Source organism: Chthoniobacter sp. (assembly GCF_040003245.1).
Lineage (GTDB): Bacteria > Verrucomicrobiota > Verrucomicrobiia > Chthoniobacterales > Chthoniobacteraceae > Chthoniobacter.
In genome coordinates, this window is record NZ_JBDUCX010000133.1 from 1 (window position 1) to 18,164 (window position 18,164).

Annotated in this window: 16 protein-coding genes; 5 read left to right on the forward strand and 11 right to left on the reverse strand. The window is 62.6% G+C overall.

Annotated elements, in window-relative coordinates; translation table 11 throughout:
* A partial coding sequence (locus ABJF10_RS18125) for a DUF1501 domain-containing protein (protein ID WP_348546006.1) occupies nucleotides 1-1,329 on the reverse strand: 1,329 nt, incomplete at its 3' end.
* Nucleotides 1,330-1,677: 348 nt separating this feature from the next.
* Here ABJF10_RS18125 and ABJF10_RS18130 point away from each other — a divergent pair.
* On the forward strand, nucleotides 1,678-2,610 hold the full coding sequence (locus tag ABJF10_RS18130) for a DUF4339 domain-containing protein (RefSeq protein WP_348546007.1): 933 nt from the start codon (nucleotides 1,678-1,680) through the stop codon (nucleotides 2,608-2,610).
* Here the strand turns inward: ABJF10_RS18130 and ABJF10_RS18135 are convergent.
* The 4 genes from ABJF10_RS18135 to ABJF10_RS18150 are packed head-to-tail and all read right to left on the reverse strand — an operon-like array spanning nucleotide 2,576 to nucleotide 6,395.
* Nucleotides 2,576-2,941 carry a hypothetical protein gene (locus ABJF10_RS18135; protein ID WP_348546008.1) on the reverse strand — a complete coding sequence of 122 codons (366 nt, stop codon included), beginning with the start codon at nucleotides 2,939-2,941 and terminating at the stop codon, nucleotides 2,576-2,578. The two genes, ABJF10_RS18130 and ABJF10_RS18135, sit on opposite strands and share 35 nt — an antisense overlap.
* 49 nt (nucleotides 2,942-2,990) lie before the next feature.
* On the reverse strand, nucleotides 2,991-3,497 hold the full coding sequence (locus tag ABJF10_RS18140) for a hypothetical protein (RefSeq protein WP_348546009.1): 507 nt from the start codon (nucleotides 3,495-3,497) through the stop codon (nucleotides 2,991-2,993).
* A 12-nt stretch (nucleotides 3,498-3,509) separates the two neighbouring features.
* A complete protein-coding gene (locus ABJF10_RS18145) occupies nucleotides 3,510-5,405 on the reverse strand; it encodes an ABC transporter ATP-binding protein (RefSeq protein ID WP_348546010.1) in 1,896 nt (631 codons plus the stop codon).
* On the reverse strand, nucleotides 5,406-6,395 hold the full coding sequence (locus ABJF10_RS18150) for a glycosyltransferase family 9 protein (RefSeq protein WP_348546011.1): 990 nt from the start codon (nucleotides 6,393-6,395) through the stop codon (nucleotides 5,406-5,408).
* A 118-nt stretch (nucleotides 6,396-6,513) separates the two neighbouring features.
* On the opposite strand from ABJF10_RS18150, the gene ABJF10_RS18155 reads away from it, so the two are divergent.
* On the forward strand, nucleotides 6,514-7,587 hold the full coding sequence (locus tag ABJF10_RS18155) for a glycosyltransferase family 4 protein (protein WP_348546012.1): 1,074 nt from the start codon (nucleotides 6,514-6,516) through the stop codon (nucleotides 7,585-7,587).
* Here the strand turns inward: ABJF10_RS18155 and ABJF10_RS18160 are convergent, their stop codons facing one another.
* Complete coding sequence (locus ABJF10_RS18160) at nucleotides 7,588-8,625, reverse strand: HD domain-containing protein (RefSeq protein WP_348546013.1); 1,038 nt, start codon at nucleotides 8,623-8,625, stop codon at nucleotides 7,588-7,590.
* Nucleotides 8,626-8,798: 173 nt separating this feature from the next.
* Between ABJF10_RS18160 and vccD the strand changes: the two genes are divergently transcribed.
* The gene (gene vccD, locus ABJF10_RS18165) at nucleotides 8,799-9,521 is read left to right on the forward strand and encodes a Verru_Chthon cassette protein D (protein WP_348546014.1); all 723 of its coding nucleotides are present in this window, start codon (nucleotides 8,799-8,801) and stop codon (nucleotides 9,519-9,521) included.
* On the opposite strand, the gene ABJF10_RS18170 is transcribed toward vccD, so the two are convergent.
* The 3 genes from ABJF10_RS18170 to ABJF10_RS18180 form a co-directional block, all read right to left on the reverse strand.
* Complete coding sequence (locus ABJF10_RS18170; protein ID WP_348546015.1) at nucleotides 9,507-10,583, reverse strand: Gfo/Idh/MocA family oxidoreductase; 1,077 nt, start codon at nucleotides 10,581-10,583, stop codon at nucleotides 9,507-9,509. The two genes, vccD and ABJF10_RS18170, sit on opposite strands and share 15 nt — an antisense overlap.
* Nucleotides 10,584-10,643: 60 nt before the next feature.
* Entirely contained in the window at nucleotides 10,644-11,990 is a 1,347-nt protein-coding gene (locus ABJF10_RS18175; protein WP_348546016.1) for a Gfo/Idh/MocA family oxidoreductase, read from the reverse strand.
* A 794-nt stretch (nucleotides 11,991-12,784) separates the two neighbouring features.
* Nucleotides 12,785-13,033: a hypothetical protein gene (locus ABJF10_RS18180; RefSeq protein ID WP_348546017.1), complete on the reverse strand. Its 249-nt coding sequence runs from the start codon at nucleotides 13,031-13,033 to the stop codon at nucleotides 12,785-12,787.
* A 197-nt stretch (nucleotides 13,034-13,230) separates the two neighbouring features.
* Here ABJF10_RS18180 and ABJF10_RS18185 point away from each other — a divergent pair, with 197 nt between their 5' ends.
* On the forward strand, nucleotides 13,231-15,030 hold the full coding sequence (locus ABJF10_RS18185; RefSeq protein WP_348546018.1) for an exo-alpha-sialidase: 1,800 nt from the start codon (nucleotides 13,231-13,233) through the stop codon (nucleotides 15,028-15,030).
* A 170-nt stretch (nucleotides 15,031-15,200) separates the two neighbouring features.
* Here ABJF10_RS18185 and ABJF10_RS18190 read toward each other — a convergent pair whose 3' ends face one another.
* Together ABJF10_RS18190 and ABJF10_RS18195 are read right to left on the reverse strand one after the other, a co-directional pair.
* Nucleotides 15,201-15,728 (reverse strand): thioredoxin family protein, encoded by a 528-nt coding sequence (locus ABJF10_RS18190; RefSeq protein WP_348546019.1) that lies wholly within the window; start codon nucleotides 15,726-15,728, stop codon nucleotides 15,201-15,203.
* Between the two features lie 112 nt (nucleotides 15,729-15,840).
* A complete protein-coding gene (locus ABJF10_RS18195; RefSeq protein WP_348546020.1) occupies nucleotides 15,841-16,650 on the reverse strand; it encodes a DeoR/GlpR family DNA-binding transcription regulator in 810 nt (269 codons plus the stop codon).
* Between the two features lie 85 nt (nucleotides 16,651-16,735).
* Here ABJF10_RS18195 and ABJF10_RS18200 point away from each other — a divergent pair.
* Nucleotides 16,736-18,164 (forward strand): bifunctional rhamnulose-1-phosphate aldolase/short-chain dehydrogenase (locus tag ABJF10_RS18200; protein WP_348546021.1); only part of this gene is annotated, 1,429 nt, incomplete at its 3' end.

Genomic DNA, 18,164 nt, shown 5'->3' on the forward strand with positions numbered 1-18,164 from the left:
CAGGAGTTCAGTGACGACTTGCCCGTCCTTGACGATGGCCTGTGGACGTCCGCCGGGCGACATCAGCTTCTTCTCGCCGTCGATGCCAAGTTGATGGAAGACCGTCGCGGCCATGTTCTCAACGGTAAGCGGATCGGATTCCGGCTCCCCGCCTGTCGGATCGGACGCCCCATGGATATAGCCCCGCTTGAAACCACCGCCGGCGAAGGCGACGGAGAAGACGCGCGGCCAGTGATCGCGACCGGCATCCTTGTTGATCTTGGGCGAGCGGCCGAACTCGGACGAGACCATGACGATGGTCTTGTCGAGCATGCCCCGGCGATCGAGATCGCTGATGAGCGCGGCGTAAGCCTGGTCGAAGTTCGGGAGCTGGCGCTCCATGTTCTTGGCGATGTTCTGGTGCATGTCCCAGCCACCGAAGGTGAGGGAGACGAAGCGGACGCCGGACTCGACGAGGCGGCGGGCCATGAGCATGCGCTGGCCGGCGTCGTTCTGGCCGTACTCGGCGCGAATCTTCTCCGGTTCAGCGGAGAGATTGAACGCCTCGCGGGCGGAAGCCGACGAGACGAGCGCGTAGGCGGATTGATAGAAGGTATCCATCGCGGAGAGCGCATCGCTCTTCTCCAGCTTGCCGAAATGCTCATCGACCGTGGAGAGGATGCTGCGGCGCTGATCGAAACGCTCGGCGGTGATGCCGTCGTGCATGCTCAGGTCGCGCACCTTGAAGCCGCGACTGGCGGGATCGCCACCGAGGCTAAACGGCCCAAAGCTGGTGGGCAGGTAGCCGGTGCCGGCGAATTCGTTCGGCACGTTCGGGATGCAGACGTAAGGAGGCAGATTGTTGCGGGAACCGAGCTCGTGCGAGACGACCGAACCCATCGACGGGAACTGGATCGCCGGGGACGGGCGGTAGCCGGTGAACATATTGTGCGTGCCGCGCTCGTGGGCCGCTTCACCATGGGTCATGGAGCGGACGACGGTGATCTTGTCGGCGATCTTCGCGGTGTTTTGCAGATACTGGGAGAATTTAACGCCCGGGATCTTGGTGTCGACCGTGGACAACGGGCCACGATACTCGATCGGGGCGAAAGGCTTGGGATCCCAAGTTTCCTGGTGGGCGGCGCCCCCGGGCAGGTAAATGTGGATCAGTGATTCAGCTTGCGGCGTAAGACCATCAGCGAGAGCCGCTTCCTCAGCGCGAAGCTTGAAGTAGTCGCCCAAGGTGAGGCCGAGGCCACCAACGAGACCAGCGAACAGGAATTCGCGGCGGGATGTTTTACGGAAGTGGGCCGGATCTTCGAACCAGGTCACGGGTTTGATATCGCTCATAGTGTTCTGTTTAGTTGGGATTTGGCGGGGGACGCTTCGCGGCCAGCACCTTACGGTACCAGCGGCTGAAATCAAACCCGCTAATACCCGGGTGGAATTTATCCATTCCGGCAATCAACGAGCCCAGCCTGCGTGCGCTCGCAAGGGAAGACCCCCTGTACAGCGTGGCCTTAGGGAATTTTGTGGCGTTTTTATAGATTCTTTACGGAAACGATTTAAGGGGAAGGGACTATCGATCTGGCTCTTTGATCCTGATCTTGATCTTTCCCGGCGGTTTGCGGAGGGATTAAGTGTAAGAGACAGATTAGGTTTAAGAGAACAGCCCCCTCCTGCGTAGTCCCTTTCATAATGAACATCTACATCATGCGCGATGGCCAGAAGATCGGCCCGTTTGGCGAGGAAGCCGTGCGGGTCCTGATCGAGCAGGGTGATGTCGAGGAGGAGGACCTGGCTTGCCGGAAGGGCTCTTCCACTTGGGAGCCGCTGAGCATGGTCCTCGATACCGCGTCTTCCGCCTCCGTCGAACCGCCGACCATGGAACCAGCGGTCGTCGAACCCCCAGTCAGCAGCACCGAACCCGCCACCGCGGCGCAAATCGCCTTCCTGAGCTATTTTGGCATCGTGGTTCCCGCGGGCCTCCTGGAGGGAGATGCGGAGAAGCTCATCGCGAAGGCGACGGAGGATCCCAAGAGCGTCAAGCGACTGGCGATGTGGAAGGTGGACCGACTGCACCTGCATCCCGATCTTTTCGCGGCGGAAGCGCAGGCGAAGAAGGAGAACCGGGCGCAATTCTTTTTCGATCTTTGCCAGACGGCGGGCTCGGACTATTTCACCGGCGTGACGAAGGCGCACTGCCAGGTGCTCGTGGCTTTTCTCGACGTGAAGTTTCCGCGCTGGGACGCCCACGAAGCCGAGGCCACCGAACGCTACTTTTTCCCCGCGATGGCGGAGAAATTTCCGCAACTCGTGAACAAGGCCTGGCGGGGCCGGTTGCACTACGGCCAAGGGCAGACTGCGGCGGGCGCAAATGCCACGCGCAAGTCTCCCACCGCGAAACTGTCCCGGCGGTCCGATTCACCAGTGCGTGCGATCCTGCGCGGGCTGGTGCTGGGATTGTGCGTGCTCGCCGTGCTCTACGCAGTGCATCGGGCGATGCAGGGCGGAAAGTGGTCGATCCCGGCGATCGGAAAGAGCGAGAAGGCCGCGATGTTGCCGCACTGGCCGGGAACGATCGCCGCGCGGAGCGCTAGCGCTGCACTTTCCAGCGCGTCTCGGGCGTGAGGTTGATATCGTCTTTGTTGATCTCGAAACCGCAGGCTTGCAACAAGTAGGCCACGCCTTCGCGGCTGCTCATCGTCTGCTTCAAGCTGTGGGCGAAAAGCTCGATGTATTCCTTGTAGCTGTCGAGCGCGAGGCTGCCCTCGCCGACGTAGCGTGATAGCTCCTGGTCGTGGCTTTCGATGAGCTCGAAGAGTGCCCGGCGCAGCCGCACGCGCATGACGGGATCGACGACGAGACGGAAGGGGTTCGCCCCCGGATCGGTGGGGACGGGCTCCTTGGAAATATCGAAATCAAGAGGGGTGAGAGACTGGGCGTGAATGGGGTCGTTCATGGTCGTGGAATGTCGAATCGTCAGCCGCGGGCGGTGCGGCTGGAAAAACTCACTTGCGCTTTTTCGCGGACTTCGGCCCGACCGGCTGGGCCTGGGCGATAAGCTGGCCATTCGCGTCGTAGTCGATGACCTGCGTGGCTGTGTCACCCTTCCCGCCAGCATAGACGAAGACGCGCTTGCCGAGATAGCGATCATCGGGACCGCTGAAGGAAGCCTCGGCGACGTGACCGGCGCCGTCCCGCGTGTAGCTCGCTTTGTAGATCAATTTGTCCTTGTTGTCGTAAAACAGGGCGCCGATCGAAATGTCGTTATCGCCAAGCAGATAGACGGTCTTTTTGAACAGCTTGCCGGGGATGGTCCTGCCTACGGCATCTTTGGTATCGCCATAAGTGATCTTCTCCTCGGCAGTGTGCTTTTCCGGATCGGTGATCGTGGTGCTCCTGAATCCGCCCTCGAGGACCTTGGTCGTGACCTTGATCGTGCCGTACGTTTCCTGGGCGGAAACCAACGGCACGGCGAGAACGAAATGAACTAAAAGGAGGGCGGCAGCTTTCACGGGGGATTACTTTTAAATCGTTTCGGTCAATTCCGCCAGTGGGACATCACCGCCGTGATGGCGGTTGAATTGCAGGTCGTAGAGCCGGCGGTAATAGCCGCTCTTGGCGAAGAGCTCGGCGTGCGTGCCCACTTCCTTGATCGCGCCATTTTCGAGGACCACGATCTGATCGGCGCGCTGGATGGTCGAGAGGCGGTGCGCGATAGCCAGTACGGTGCGGCCCTTGGCGAGTTTCTCGAGATCTTCCTGGATGTATTTCTCCGTCTCGGAATCGAGAGCGCTGGTCGCTTCATCGAGCAACAGGATGGGCGCGTCTTTCAAGAACGCCCGGGCGATGCAGAGCCGCTGCTGTTGGCCCCCGGAGAGCATGCAACCCTTGTCGCCGATGACGGTGTCGTAACCGTTCGGCTGCGCGAGAATGAAATCATGCGCGTGGGCCTGGCGGGCGGCGGTTTCAATCTCCGCCTGCGTCGCGTCGAGCCGGCCGTAGCGGATATTCGCCGCGATGGTGTCGTGAAACAGGAATGTGTCCTGGTTGACCATGGCGATGTGCTCGCGCAAGGAGGCTTGCGTGACGCGACTGATGTCCTGCCCGTCGATGGAGACGTGCCCCGCATCGATCTCGTACAAACGTTGCAGTAGCCAGAAAAGGGTGCTCTTGCCGGCCCCCGTGGCGCCGACCAGCGCGCAAGTCGTGCCGGGCCGCACGGCAATGGTGATCTCCTGCACGGCCGGTGCTTCCTTGCCATTGTACGTGAAGGTCACGCCGTCGAAACGGATTTCGCCGCGGTCGACGGTCAGTTGCGTCGCGCCGGGGGCATCGTTGATCGCCGGGGGACGGTCGATGAGGACGAACACCTTCGTCGTCGCCGCGAGGCATTTCTGCATGAGGATATTGATCCGGCCCAGGGTCTTCGCCGGGTCGTAGAGCAACATGAGCCCGGCTTGCAGGGCGAAAAACTTGCCCACACCCAGCTTGTAATGCCACGCGTAGATCAATGCGGCGACAATGCCGAGCGAGGCGACGGTTTCCACCGCCGGGGTGACCATTTCCTGCGCCTTGCGCCAGCGCATCGCGAATTTCAGCATCTGGAGATTGGCGGCATTGAAGCGCTCGGCCTCGTAATCTTCCCGGGCGTGGGTCTTGACCACCCGCACTCCCGCGAAAGCCTCCTGCATGATGACCATGAGTTGCCCGGCCTCGTCTTCTTCGCGCGCCCCTGCTTTGCGCACTTTTTTGCTGATCACCAACACGGGCAACAGGCACAGCGGAAATACCGTGAGCGAGAGCAGCGTGAAGCGCGCGTCCGTGCTCAAGAGGGCGACGAGCGCGGAAATGATGGCGATGGGCTGCTTGACGATGTCGCCCGCGATCTGGGTGAGCGCCTGCTGGGCGACGCGCGTCTGGTTGAAGACGGTCTGCACGAGTTCGCCGGCCTTGGCCCGATTAAAGAACTCCAGCGATTGCGCCATGATGTGCCGGAAAAGATTTTGCCGGATATCGTCCAGCACCCGCTGGCTGACCCACAGGAGGCAGTAGGCGTTCAGGTAGGAGAAGATGCCGCGCACGGCCATGAGCAACGGGATGCTGGCGCAGAGGAGCACGACCTGCTCGAGGGTGGCGTGGCCCGCCTGGATCGGCGGAAGATGGACCGGCATCCAGGCCGGCATTTTCAGCGTGTGCTCGCCACCATCAGGGAAGATGAGCGGCACGACCTGGCGGATGAGCAGGATCAACGCGCCGTTGGCCACGCCGAAGAGGGCTCCAAAAAGCACCCCCATCAGGAAACGCCCTTTGTACGGCTTGAGGTAGCTGGCCAGCCGCATGTACGGCTCCCGGCTCACGCGCAGGAATTCGCGCAGCGACATCTTGGCTATGTCTTTGCGGGAGATCTTTTTAGATGACATTCAGGTGGGACGCGGGAGCGCGAGGAGGGAATCGGTAGCACGAATGACCGCTCCGGTCGAGAGATGCTCCATGGGGGCGCCTTTCAGGCGAGGCTCGAATTTCGTGAGCGGCGCTTCGGGCTGGGCAGCGGAAAAGACGACCGCGCGGGCGTGCATGGGGCGCCAATGGAAGGGATTGGTCGGGCCGAATAGGGCGATCTGCGGGATGCGGAAGGCGGAAGCCAAGTGGACGACACCGGTATCGCAACTGATGACGATGCGGGCTCCGGCGACGAGGGTCGCGAGGGACATCAAGTCCGGAGGATGGCGCACTTCCGATTTTTCCGAACCCTCCGCGCTCGCGATGGCGGCGAGGTGGGCGCGCTCGAAATCGTCGGGACCGCAGGTGAAGATCGTGGGGAGGTGGTGCACGGTCTGCAGGTGTGCCGCTACTTCCGCCCAGCGCTCCGGCAGCCAGTATTTTTCCGGGCGCGCCGTGCCGGGGTGGAGCAGCGCGTAGGGCGCTGGTTTCGGCGCGGGGCTGCTGGCCTCGGGCAGCGAAAGCTCGGGCAGCAGATCCCCTGCTCCGGCTGGCGCCACCGCGGCCACCAGATCGAGGTAGTGCCGCGCCGTGTGTACGTCGCGCACTTTCGACGGACTCCATGCATTGTAAGCGAGCGAACGCAGCCGGTTACGCCGCACCCATTCGAAGCCCACGCACTTTCGCGCCCGCGACAGGACCGTCGCCAGGGCCGAGCGGTCATTGCCGGTGAAATCGAAACACGCGTCCCAGCCGCCGGTGAGCACCTGCTGCCAGGGTGTCCAACCGCGCCCACGGCCAAAAACGATCCCGCTCTGGACAAACGGAATCGCGGCCAGCAGGGGCGCGGTGCCATCCATGACGCCGAGCGCGATGTGCGCGTCCGGCCACGCCTGGTGGAGGGCCCGCAGGGCCGGCGTGGTGAGCACGAGATCGCCGATGCGCTTGAGCTGGAGCGCGAGGATTCTCACCGCAATTTAGGATTTAGCATTGAGGCATTTGGCATTTAGTTCTGTCGTGACGCTGCGCGACTGAGTGCCGCAGGCGGGTACGCTTTGCGAATGCTAAATGCCAAATGTTAATTCCTAAATGAAGATCGGTCTCGTCCGCCGCGGCTATTCCCGCACCGGTGGTGCGGAGGCATACTTGCGCCGCTTTGCCGACGCAGCGGTCGCGGCGGGGCACACGATCGTCCTCTTCAGCGAGCGCTGGCCGCAGGAGGAGTGGCCGTTCGAGCTCGTGCCGCTGGCCAGCACTTCCCCGCGCAGCTTTGCCGACGCGATGGTGGTCCTGCGCCCACGCGACCACTGCGATTTCCTCTTCAGCCTGGAACGCATCCGCACGTGCGACGCCTATCGCGCCGGAGATGGCGTGCATGCCGCCTGGCTGGAACGCCGCGCCAGGTTCGAGCCGGCGTGGAAAGGCTGGTTCCGGCGTTTCAATGGAAAGCACCGGGAGATTCTGGCCTTGGAAAAGGAGCTGTTCGGCCCACGGGGCGCCCGGGGGGTCGTGGCCAATTCGGCGCTGGTGCGCGAGGAGATCGTGCAGCATTTCCAATATCCGGAGGCGAAGATCCGGGTGGTGCACAACGGTGTGCCGCCCTTCGACGTCGCGCCGGACGCGCGCGCCCAAACCCGGGTCTCCTTGGGACTCAAGGAGGACGACTACGCCATCCTCTTCGCTGGCTCCGGCTGGTCGCGAAAGGGCCTGCGTTTCGCGATCGAAGCCGTGAACCTGGCGAAAGTCGATCGCGCCGTCTTGCTCATCGCCGGGCGCGGCAACCCGCACACGCTGCCAAAGTGCGGGCAAGCCCGTTTTCTCGGACCCGTGAAGGACATGCCGCCACTGCTCGCCGCGGCCGACGCGTTCATTTTGCCGACCATTTACGACCCTTTTTCCAATGCCTGTCTCGAGGCGCTGGCCGCGGGCCTGCCGGTGATCACCACGGCACAAAACGGATTCTCGGAGATCATCGAATCCGGGGTGGAAGGAGAAATCGTGGACCAGCCGAACGACATTCCCGCGCTGGCCAGTGCGATCAAGGCCTGGAGCGATCCCGATCGCCGGGCCGTCGCGAAGCTCCGCCTCGAAATCCTCAGCACCCAATACACCATCGCCGAAAACGTGCGCCAGACGCTGGCCGCAATCCAGGCCCTGCGCTGACTAAGATGCCGACTCGGGTGGGGTGGAATCCGGCGGCGTAAACTTCTCCAGCGGTGTGACGAGATTGCCCGGCAGCGGCCAGACGCGCTCCTGAATGCGAGGGGCCAGCGAGCGCGAGGTCGCATAGGCGGCGGTCATCATCTCCATCTTGGCATCGAGATTGTCGACGTAGTGCAAGGCCCAGGCTTCCGGGGTCTTCGGCACCACCGGTGAGCCGAATTGCAACTCGCCATGGTGGGCGGCGAGCAGATGGAGCAAATGCAACCGCACATCTTCGCTGGCCGGCCGGAGCGTGCCCCAAGTTGCGGCCGCCTCGGTGGCGAGCACTTTGCGCCAGAGCGCATTCACCAGTTCGATCCCGATCGTGATGTGCCCGAGCATTTCGCCGCGCTCGTCGAAGGGCATGACAAAGCCATCCGCGGGCAAGGAATTCTCCCACAATTTGCCGGCATCGTGAAACAGCACCCCGGCGGTGAGCAGATCGCGATTCAAAGCCGGATACGCGCCAGCGATGGCCAGCGCGCTGCGCATCATCTGCGCCACATGCTCGACCAGTCCCCCACGGCGGGCGTGGTGATTGCCCCGGGCGGCCGCCGCGCGGCGAAAGCGGGCGCCATATTCTCCCAGAAACAGGGCGGCCAATTCGCGCAAGCGGGGATCGGAAACGGCGATCGTCGCCTGTTCGATGAACCCGTAGTCCGCCGCCTGCTTTTCCCGCAATTCCGGCGAGCCGGCGAGGAGCGTGTCGCGTTCTTCCGCAGTCAATTCGCGAGCGGCCCAGCGTTTCGCATCCAGCCCGAAGCCCCCGTTGTGGACAAATTCTCCCGTGACCTCGAGGAATACGCCCACCGACAATTCCTCGCACAGGGCATAGGCCGGCGCATCGCTCCAGGCCCGCAGGGTGATCTTCGCTTCAGCATCCGCCAGCACCAGTTCCCAGAAGGGTTTGCCGTCGCGAGTCTCTTTTCTAACCAGAGATTCGACCTGGCCGTGGGCGGCCGCCTCGAGCCGGCCCGCCACGGCACGCTGCTTCAACACAGAAAGCGGGAGTATTTCCGTGGATTTCATCGATTCCACATGCACACCGGGTCGCTGGCGCCTGTCGAGGCGGAAATGCATCGGTGGCTTCCCGAATCGAAAACTTGACAGCGGCGGCGACAAGCCAAATAGGTATCATTGTCATTACATTGCCAATCCTGGCCTCCCACCCGATGAATACTTCCTCCTCCAGAATCCGTGCTTTTTCCCTCATTGAATTGATGGTCGTGATTTTTATCATCGGCATCATTGCGGCCTTCGTGGTTCCAGCCATGCCGACCATTCTCCGCGGCTCGCAAATAGCCCAAGGTTCCCAAGTCCTCGCCGATCAACTCAATCTCGCCCGGCAGTACGCGCTCTCGAAGAATCATCCGGTCGAAGTGCGCCTGATTCGTTTTGCCGACCCGGAAGTTCCCGGTGAAGTGCTCAACGGTGTTTCGACGCCGTCCAATGGGGCCTATCGCGCAATTCAGATCCTGGAAACGCTGGACACCGTGGACCAAAGCACGGGCGATTTTGTGCGGCTTCCCATCGATAAACCACAACTGCTCCCGCAGGCGGTGGTCTTGAACAAGAGCCGGCTCTCCACGGTGATCAATGACGCAGGCTCGTTTCCGACCACGCCTTCCCAAAGCACGGCCGGCACGAAGGATCCAGAATTGCCCCGGAATATTTCGCGCAATTACGATTTCGTTTGGTTCCGCTTCATGCCGGATGGCTCGACCAACCTGCCCGCCAGGTCCAACAGCGATCCCAATGGGGCATGGTTCATCACCTTGCTCAACATGAACGACCCGACGACCGGCAACACGCCGCCGCCCAATTTCTTCACCATCCAAATCGATCCGGTAAGCGGGTCGATGAAGCAATTCCGGCCCGGTCTAGCTCCGCAATAGCGGCACGGTGCGCTTTTCGCGCGCGCTCAACGCGGCGCTGTCCACGATCTGTTGCCCGATACGGGCGATCTCGGGATGCAGCGGGCCGCGCTCCAGTTCCCCGCCCTCCAGGACGGAGAGCAGATACTGAATCGGATCCTGAAAAGGGGCGCGCACGGCATCGACCGGCACCTCGAACCCTTCCGGGCGCTCCACGGATTGCAGCCGCAGATGCGTCGCGTAGTCGTAGGCCGAGATCGTCCCCCGCGTGCCGCAAATCACAAAGCCGCACTTCGGCTGCGGCTGGAGAATCCACGGATCGCTGAAGGTGCCCCAGCGCGTCTGGATGGTGGAAAGGCCATGCGCATAGCGGCAGACGGTGACGCTGTGTTCGTCAACTTCCAATCCCTCGGGGACATCCATCGTGCAGGTCACCTCGAGCGGCGCGCGACCGCTTTGAAACCACGTCCCCAGCGTCGCGCCATAGCCCGCGTAGTCGAGCAGCGATCCACCACCTTTGTCCTTGTTGTAAAACCAGCTCGCGCGCTTTTCCTCGGCGGTCGGCTCATACGCGACCTTGTCGGCCCGGTGATAGAGCGGCCCGCGATTTCCGCCGTAGTGATGCACGTTAAGCACGTCACCGATCACGCCTTCATCGATCAGCCGTTTCGTCGTGATGTAACAAGCTGACCAGCGGGTCGGCCAATTGATCGCCAGCAATTTCCCCGTCGCGCGCTGCGCCGCGATCATCTCATCGGCCTCGGCGAGCGAGGCGGCGAAAGGCTTTTCCACCACGATGTTCACATCGAACTCCGCCACGCGCCGCGTCCACAAGCCGTGCTCCGCCGTGGCCGGGCACAGGATCACCAGGTCCGGCCGCGTCTTTTCGAGGCAGGCCCGATAGTCCGTAAAGACGCGCTCCGGCGGCAAGGCGAAGGCACTGATCGCATTCTGCATGCGCTCGGCCTTTTCGTCGCAGACACCGACGATCTCCGCCTGCGGATGCTCGTGCACACGCCGGAGCAAATCGCCCATGTGCATATGGTCGAAGTTAATCCCGGCAACTTTCAAAGTCTTACTCATCGACATTCAACTTTTCGCAGCGGAACAAATCGACAATCGGCAATCGCAAATCGGCAATGCCTACACTTTCCACTGCCCGCGATACTCGCGCGTGAGCCACGCGGCATCGCCGGTGCCGCCCGCAAAATTGTTCTTCGCCGGATCCCACTGGATCTTCTGCCCGTGGTAGTAGCCGAGGTTGAGCAAGTGGCAGGCGGTGACACTGCGCGCGCCGATCTCGACATCGCAGATCGGACGGCTGCGCTTCTTGATCGCGTCCAGGAAATCCTGCTTGTGGTCCGCGCTGGCGTAGAGTTTCACCTTCGCCTCGGCGAGGAATTCTTTCTCGACCGCATCGAGTTGCTCGTTGAGCGCCGGATGATCTTCCTTGGCCACGAACTTCGCCTTGTCCGTGCCTTTCAGCGTGAGGCGGAATTTGCCGCGATTCACGTAAATCTCGCCGTCGCTGCCGAAGAAGGTGACGCCGTTTTCCTTGATGTGTGTCACTTCCACGTCGCCCGCATAACGCAGCTTGCCGCCGGCCTCGGCGGTCTGCCAGTCGCTCGGCGGGATGATCTCGATGGGACCGCTCTCATCGGCGCCGAGCCCCCACTGCGTGATGTCGAGATGATGCGCGCCCCAGTCGGTGACGAAGCCGCCGCCGTATTCGCGATAGAGCCGCCACATCGGGAAATGAGTATGCACGCCGCGCGGGCTGAGGACCTCGTTATAGGCGCGCAGCGGCGCCGGCCCCAGCCACATGTCCCAGTCGAGCCCCGGTTCCGCAGGCTGTTCCGGCAGATCGCACGGCTTGCCCGGCGCGCCGAAGCCCGCTTCCACCCGCGAGATTTTGCCGATCACGCCATTGCGCGCGAGTTCGCAGGCGACGCGAAACTCGCGCATGGAGCGTTGCATCGACCCGGTCTGGAAGACACGGTCGTGCTGGCGCACGGAGTCGACCAGCGCGCGCGCCTCGTGGAGCGTCTCGGTGAGCGGCTTCTCGCAATAGATGTCCTTGCCCGCGGCCGTCGCCGCGATGGCGATGATCGCGTGCCAGTGGTCCGGCGTGGCAATGACCACGGCATCGATGTCTTTGCGCGCGAGCAGTTCGCGGAAATCGGAGTAGACGTCGCAACCCTTGAAATCGCTGCCCACCGTCTTCGCGTAATGCTCCTCGACGAGCTTCTTGCCCTCCGCACGCCGGTTCGTATCCACGTCGCACACCGCCACTCCCTGCACTTCCTGCTTGCCGAGAAAGCCGGCCATCAGCCCGTGCATTTGTTTGCCGATGCCGATGAAGCCCATGGTCAGACGCGAGTTCGGCTTCGTCTCCGCCGACCAGATATGCGAAGGCAGGATCAACGGCGCAACGCCGGCGGCGAGAGTGGCCTTGAGAAACGAACGACGGGAAGAGCGGGGGAGGTTCATGGGAATAAGGTGAGCTTCGGGATAATCCGCGGGCAAGCGTTTCGTAAGGGAGAACGTCCGGGGGGCAGAACATCCAACATCCAACATCGAACGCCCAACACCCAATGAAGACACACTGCGGAGCGTTTGCGCCATTGGGTCTTGGATGTTCCGCCTCGCAAAAATTTCCGGCACGATTAGGCACGATCAGCCCCGATTACCCTGGACTGGCAGTGCGGTGGATGGCGTTTCCGAGGCTGAGGAATCCATCTCTTCCTCTTCCCCGCCCTTGTTCCCGCCCGAAGAATTTTCCACCTTGATCCGCCTTGATTCGCCTCTTGCGCAGCCTTGATTTCGCATCGGGCAAATCCCAGCCAGAACTGGCCGGAACCAGTCGGAACTCCAGAGTAAACCGGGGTTGAGGAGGAGTCGGATCGAACCACGAAACAGACGAAACTAGCGAAAGGGTGCCGGAGACCGTCGCATCCGGGCGCGAGGTGGGGAAAGCGACCGTAACTGTATCGGTCGGAACTAGTCGGATGTAGCCGAAACCCAGAGTAATTAAGAGCCGGACGCTTGGCAAAGCGACCCGGCACGACGGCGCGAGATCACCTTCGCCGGAAAGCCCGGCGGAAAAGCCTGTCGCAAAATGATCAGTGTCGTATCACATCGTCTCGTCTCATGAAAATTCTCACCCCCCTTCTCTTCCGTTACCGCTCCCCAACTCGCCCCAGCTAAAGGCCAAACCCCAAAGGTCACAGCATGTTGTCACCAAAATGCGTCGCTGTCAAACCACCCCCGGAAAGGGTAGTGCCCTAATTTGGATTGTTCCACAGATCATAGTCCGGAACCCACAGTCGGATATACCAAGTCATGGCGGTGCGGGCTGTATTGGAATGGTTGTCAGCCCAGTTCAGCGGCGCATATAAAACCTCTGTCCAGTGAGGGTTTGGGTCGCCGTGCGGATAGGTGTTGTAATACCACCTCGCCGCCGGGCCAATTGAAAGCGGATAGGCGAACAGCAGGAACAGGAATAGGGCCGGGATGAGGTGGCGCGGTTTCATTTCCTCGCTTGGCTGAACAGCCACACGCGCACGGTAGTGACTGAGGACTCGACTGGAAAAACACCCTTCACGGTGACGTATCTCGCACCCGGTGCCTTGTGGAGCAATTCAAATGAGGACATCAAACAGAAGCGGAACCGCGGGGTTCTTCTGGATGGGCGAGGCCGGCGATTCCGGCTTCATTCGCCTTCCCCCTTATGAAACATTTTCTCGCTGTTGGCGTGTTCCTTTTGGCTTTGCTCGCAGGGTCGGTAGCGTGGGCGGGGCCGGTAACGATCGTGGCTTTCGGCGATTCCACCACGGCGGCGCGCGGGAAGACGGTGATGTATGCCACTTTGCTGGCGAACGAGCTGGCCTTTGATGGGGCGGAGGTGCGGGTACTCAATGCCGGTGTGGGCGGGAATACCACGGCGATGGCGAAGGCGCGTTTTGAGAAGGATGTGCTGGCGCAGAAGCCGGATGTCGTGATCCTGCAGTTTGGGATCAATGATGCGGCGGTGGATGTGTGGAAGAATCCGGCGGCGACGACGCCGCGCGTGGCGCTGACGGAATATCGCGCGAACCTCTCAGGGATGATTCGGACGCTGGAGGAACGCGGGACGCGCGTAGTGCTGATGACTTCGAATTCGCTCTCTTGGACGCCGACGCTGCGCAAGCTCTACGCGCAGGCTCCGTATCTGCCCGACGACGCAGATGGAATGAATGTGGTGCTGCGCGAATATGCCGAGACGGTGCGCGGCCTGGCCCGCGAAGAGGGCGTGGGGCTGGTGGATATCTACGCCGCCTTTCAGCAGGCAGATCGCGATCCGGCGCACAAGCCCGGCTGGTTGTGCGGTGACGGGATGCATCCCGATGACGCCGGCCAGCGGCTGGTGGCAGAGCAGCTCATCATTCATCTTACGGCTGTGGATGCCCGCTTTGCCCGCCGGCCGCATACCGTGTGGACGCGTAGCGGGGCGGTCGACGAAATAAATCCGCTGGCCACCGATATCACGCACGATACTCCGGCGCCCGCCGTGCTCGGGCCGGCGCTGGTGAAGCTGGCGGACGGCGCGGTGATGTCGGTCTATTCCACGCCGACGAGCTACGCGGGGAAACCCGGCCAATGCTATCTCGCCGGCCGGATCACCCGCGATGGCGGGAAGACTTGGGAGGCGGAGCGCGAACTGACGCGGCTGCCCGAGGGCCGCGCCGCGCATCCCACGGTGCGGCGCACGCGCGATGGCACGATCCATCTCTTCTTCCTCGGCTACCGAAATTTCGCCTGGGATCGGCAGACCGGCAATCCCACCGAGGCGACACGTAGCGACCTCTGGACGGTGCGCAGCCGCGACGAAGGTCAGACCTGGAGCGCGCCGCAGCGGATTTTCGAAGGCTATACCGGCTCCACCAATGGCGCGGAGGAATCGCAGGACGGGCACTTGGTGGTGCCCTTCTCCCATTACGTCGCGCAACCCGGCCGGCTCGCCTCGCGGGCGGTCGTTTCCCAAGATGGCGGGCAGACGTGGAAGCTGAGCAACACGCTGGATATCGGCGGCGCCGGGGACCACGAGGGCGCGCTCGAGCCGTGTGTGCTGGAGTTGAAGGACCACCGGCTGTGGATGCTAATCCGCACCTCGCGCAAATTCTTCTGGGAATCTTTCTCCACCGACGGCGGCCTCACGTGGTCCGAGGCGAAGCCGACCACGATCGATAGCAGCCATTCGCCCGGCCACGTCATTCGCCTCGCCGATGGCCGCCTCGCGCTGGCGTGGAATCCGTCGACGAATCAGCGCCGCGAATTGCACCTCGCGCTGTCCGAGGATGAAGGCCGCACTTGGAGCCCATCGCTCGTCGCCGCGCGCGGCAATGCCACCTATCCTTTCGTGCTCGAAGCCAGTCCCGGCGAGCTCTGGGTCGGCTACATGGATTGCCACGACGGCTGGGGCACCACCCCACGCGCCCGCCATCTCAAGATCGCCGAACAAGCGATCCTCGATCTGGCCAAGGCGAAGTGATTGGGGCCATTCAACGAAAACCACAGCCCCCGCTCTTGTTTACCGCAGAGGGCGCGGAGAACGCAGAGGGCCGCAGAGGAAGAATCTTTTCTCCCTCTGCGACCCTCTCTCATCCCTCTGCGCGCTCTGCGGTAAATCCCCGGCCGTTATCGCCAAGCTCACGCGGGCGCCTACTTGGGCGGAGCAGGACTCCCGGAGGCGACGGTTTTGAGATACTCGGGCACGGGGCGGCCGGCTTTTTCCAGGGTGGCGATCATTCGTTCGGCCAGCGGAGCGGCGTCCCAGACGTGGTCCTTGCGGGGGATTATGTCGCGGCCCTCGGCGTCGAGGAAGCGCACGACCTGGTAGCTCCATGCGGGCTCGCCGTAGTGTTGCAAGACTTCGGCATCGGGGCCGGGGCTGTTGTTGTGAATGAGCAACGGGGTGAACTCGGTTTCAATGCCCTGGACGACGAGGGGGTGGGACAGGACGTTGCGCCCGAATTGTTTGCAGCCCATGCAGCCGGGCACTTCCTGGAAGAGGGCAAACACCGGTTTGCCGGAACGCCGGCTGGCGGACAGCGCGGATTTCAAGTCGCGGCCCCAGGCGACCTTCCCGGTTTCCACGTGGGGGCCTTCCTGAGCTGCCGCTTCGCGGGAGCACGAGACAGCGGCGACGGCGAGGCATGCGGCGAAACAGCAGAGGAGGATGGGGTTCATAAAAGGCGAAGAGGGCAACGTGCTCAATGAGTAGACGAGCCGGGGCGGCGTTTGATTGCCAGTTTGGGTGTGGCGTGGAGACACCACGCCGGTTCGAGTACCAAGATTGCTCTTATCGCGGCGCTAGTCCCGCGGCGGAAAAACCGGCCAGATGGATTGGCAGTTTGGACCCGTCGTGCGCGCGGGCGAACTTGCGGGCTTCGGCGGTGGCGCCGGTGAAGAGGTGGTCGACTTTGCCGAGAGAGCAGAGGCTGCACATGGCGTGGCGGCCGAGTTTGGTGTGGTCGACGAGCAATGCCACGCGTTCGCTTTGTTCGATCATGAGGCGCTCGCTGGCGAGGACGGCTTCGTTGTGATTGGTGGCTTCTTTCGCATCGACGCCGGCGGCGGAGAGGAAGGCCCACCGGGCGTGGTAGCGCTTGAGGAAGGCTTCGGCGGGCGGGCCGCTGAGGACGCTCGACTCGGGCTGGAGGATGCCGCCGGTCAGATAGATCTCCGCGCCGCGCTGGCGGCCCTTGAGGCGGTCGACGGCCTGCGCGATGACCAGCGAATTGGTGATGATGCGGATGCGCTTGAGGGCGATGAATTCGCAAAGCTGGTAGGTGGTGGTGCCGCCGTCGATCATCACCACGTCGCCATCTTCGAGGAGCGCCGCGGCGGCCTCGGCGATGGCGCGCTTTTCCGCGGCATTCTCGGCGAGGCGCTGGTGAAAGGCGGCGGGACCGGCGGGTTCGGGCGGGGAAGCTTTCAGCCGGATGCCGCCCCACGTCTTCTCCACGCGGCCCTCGGTGGCGAGCTGTGCGAACTCGCGACGGATGGTCGCCGCGGAAGCGCCCAGCCGGGCGCAGGCGTCGTCCACCGCCAGCTCCGGGTCGGCCTGGAGCAGTTCGAGAATTTGACGCTGGCGTTGGCGGCGTTTCATGGGTGACGATGAAATTTCTTATTGCATCCGTTGAGAAAATCAATCAGAATTCAATCACTTCTCAATCATAACTGAATCACCCCTTATGTCCTCCTACCGCTTTGTGAACTATTCCTGGGACGACGCCAAGGCCGCGTCCCTCGACCCGGTCGGCCGTCTCGTCTACCGCTCGAACATCCTCGGCTCCGACCAGCGCATCACCAACACGGGCGGCGGCAATACCTCCTCGAAGTTGATGGAAAAGGACCCGCTGACTGGTGAGCAGGTGGAAGTGCTGTGGGTGAAGGGCTCGGGCGGCGACCTGCGCACCGCGGGGCGCGAATTCTTCTCCTCGCTCTACCAGTCGCGGCTCGTGGGCCTCCAGCGCAGCTACGGGGAGCACAGCCACAAGGGCCTCAAGTCGCAGGCCGAGGACGACATGGTCGCGGCCTACACGCATTGCACTTTCAATCTCAACCCACGCGCCTCGTCGATCGACACGCCGCTGCACTCCTTCGTGCCCGGCAAGCATGTCGATCACATGCACCCGAACGCCATCATTTCCATCGCCGCGAGCAAGCGTTGCGTGGAATTGACGAAGGAAATCTTCGGTGGCACGATGGAGTATGTGCCGTGGATGCGCCCGGGCTTCGAGCTCGGCCTCGCCATGCAGGAGATCGCGAAGAAGAGCCCCGGCACCCGCGCGATCATGATGGGCCAGCACGGCTTCATCGACTGGGCGGACGACGACAAGGAGTGCTACACGCTGACGCTCGACTTCATCGAGAAAGCGGCCACTTACATCGAGTTGAAATACGAAGCCAAGGGCGGCGACGCGATGGCGTTCGGCGGAGAGAAGTATCAGTCGCTGCCCCAGGCGAAGCGGAACGAGATTTTCGCCGGGATCATCCCGTGGCTGCGCGGGCAGGTCTCGCAGCAGCGCCGCTTCATTGGCACCGTGCAGGATGACGACAAGATCCTGCGCTTCGTCAATTCGCACGACGCGCCCCGCCTCGCCGAGCTGGGCACGAGCTGCCCCGACCATTTCCTGCGCACCAAGATCAAGCCGCTCTACGTGGCATGGGATCCGGCCAGCGGCGACCTCGCGGAGCTGAAGAAACTCCTCACCGAAGGCCTCGTCCAGTATCGCAAGGACTACGCGACGTATTACGAGAAGTCCAAACACGACAATTCGCCGGCGATGCGCGACCCGAACCCGACCGTGGTGCTCATCCCCGGCCTCGGCATGGTCGCGTGGGGCAAGGACAAGAGCGAATCGCGCGTGACCGCCGAGTTCTACAACTGCGCGGTGGAAGTGATGCGCGGCGCGGAAGCGATCGATGAATACATCGCGCTGCCGCAGCAGGAGGCGTTCGACATCGAATATTGGCTGCTCGAAGAAGCGAAACTCCAGCGCATGCCCGCCGAGAAAGAACTCGCGCGCCAGATTCACATTGTGATCGGCGCCGGCAGCGGCATTGGCAAGGAAACCGCGCATCGCCTCGTCAAGGAAGGCGCGCACATCGTCTGCGTGG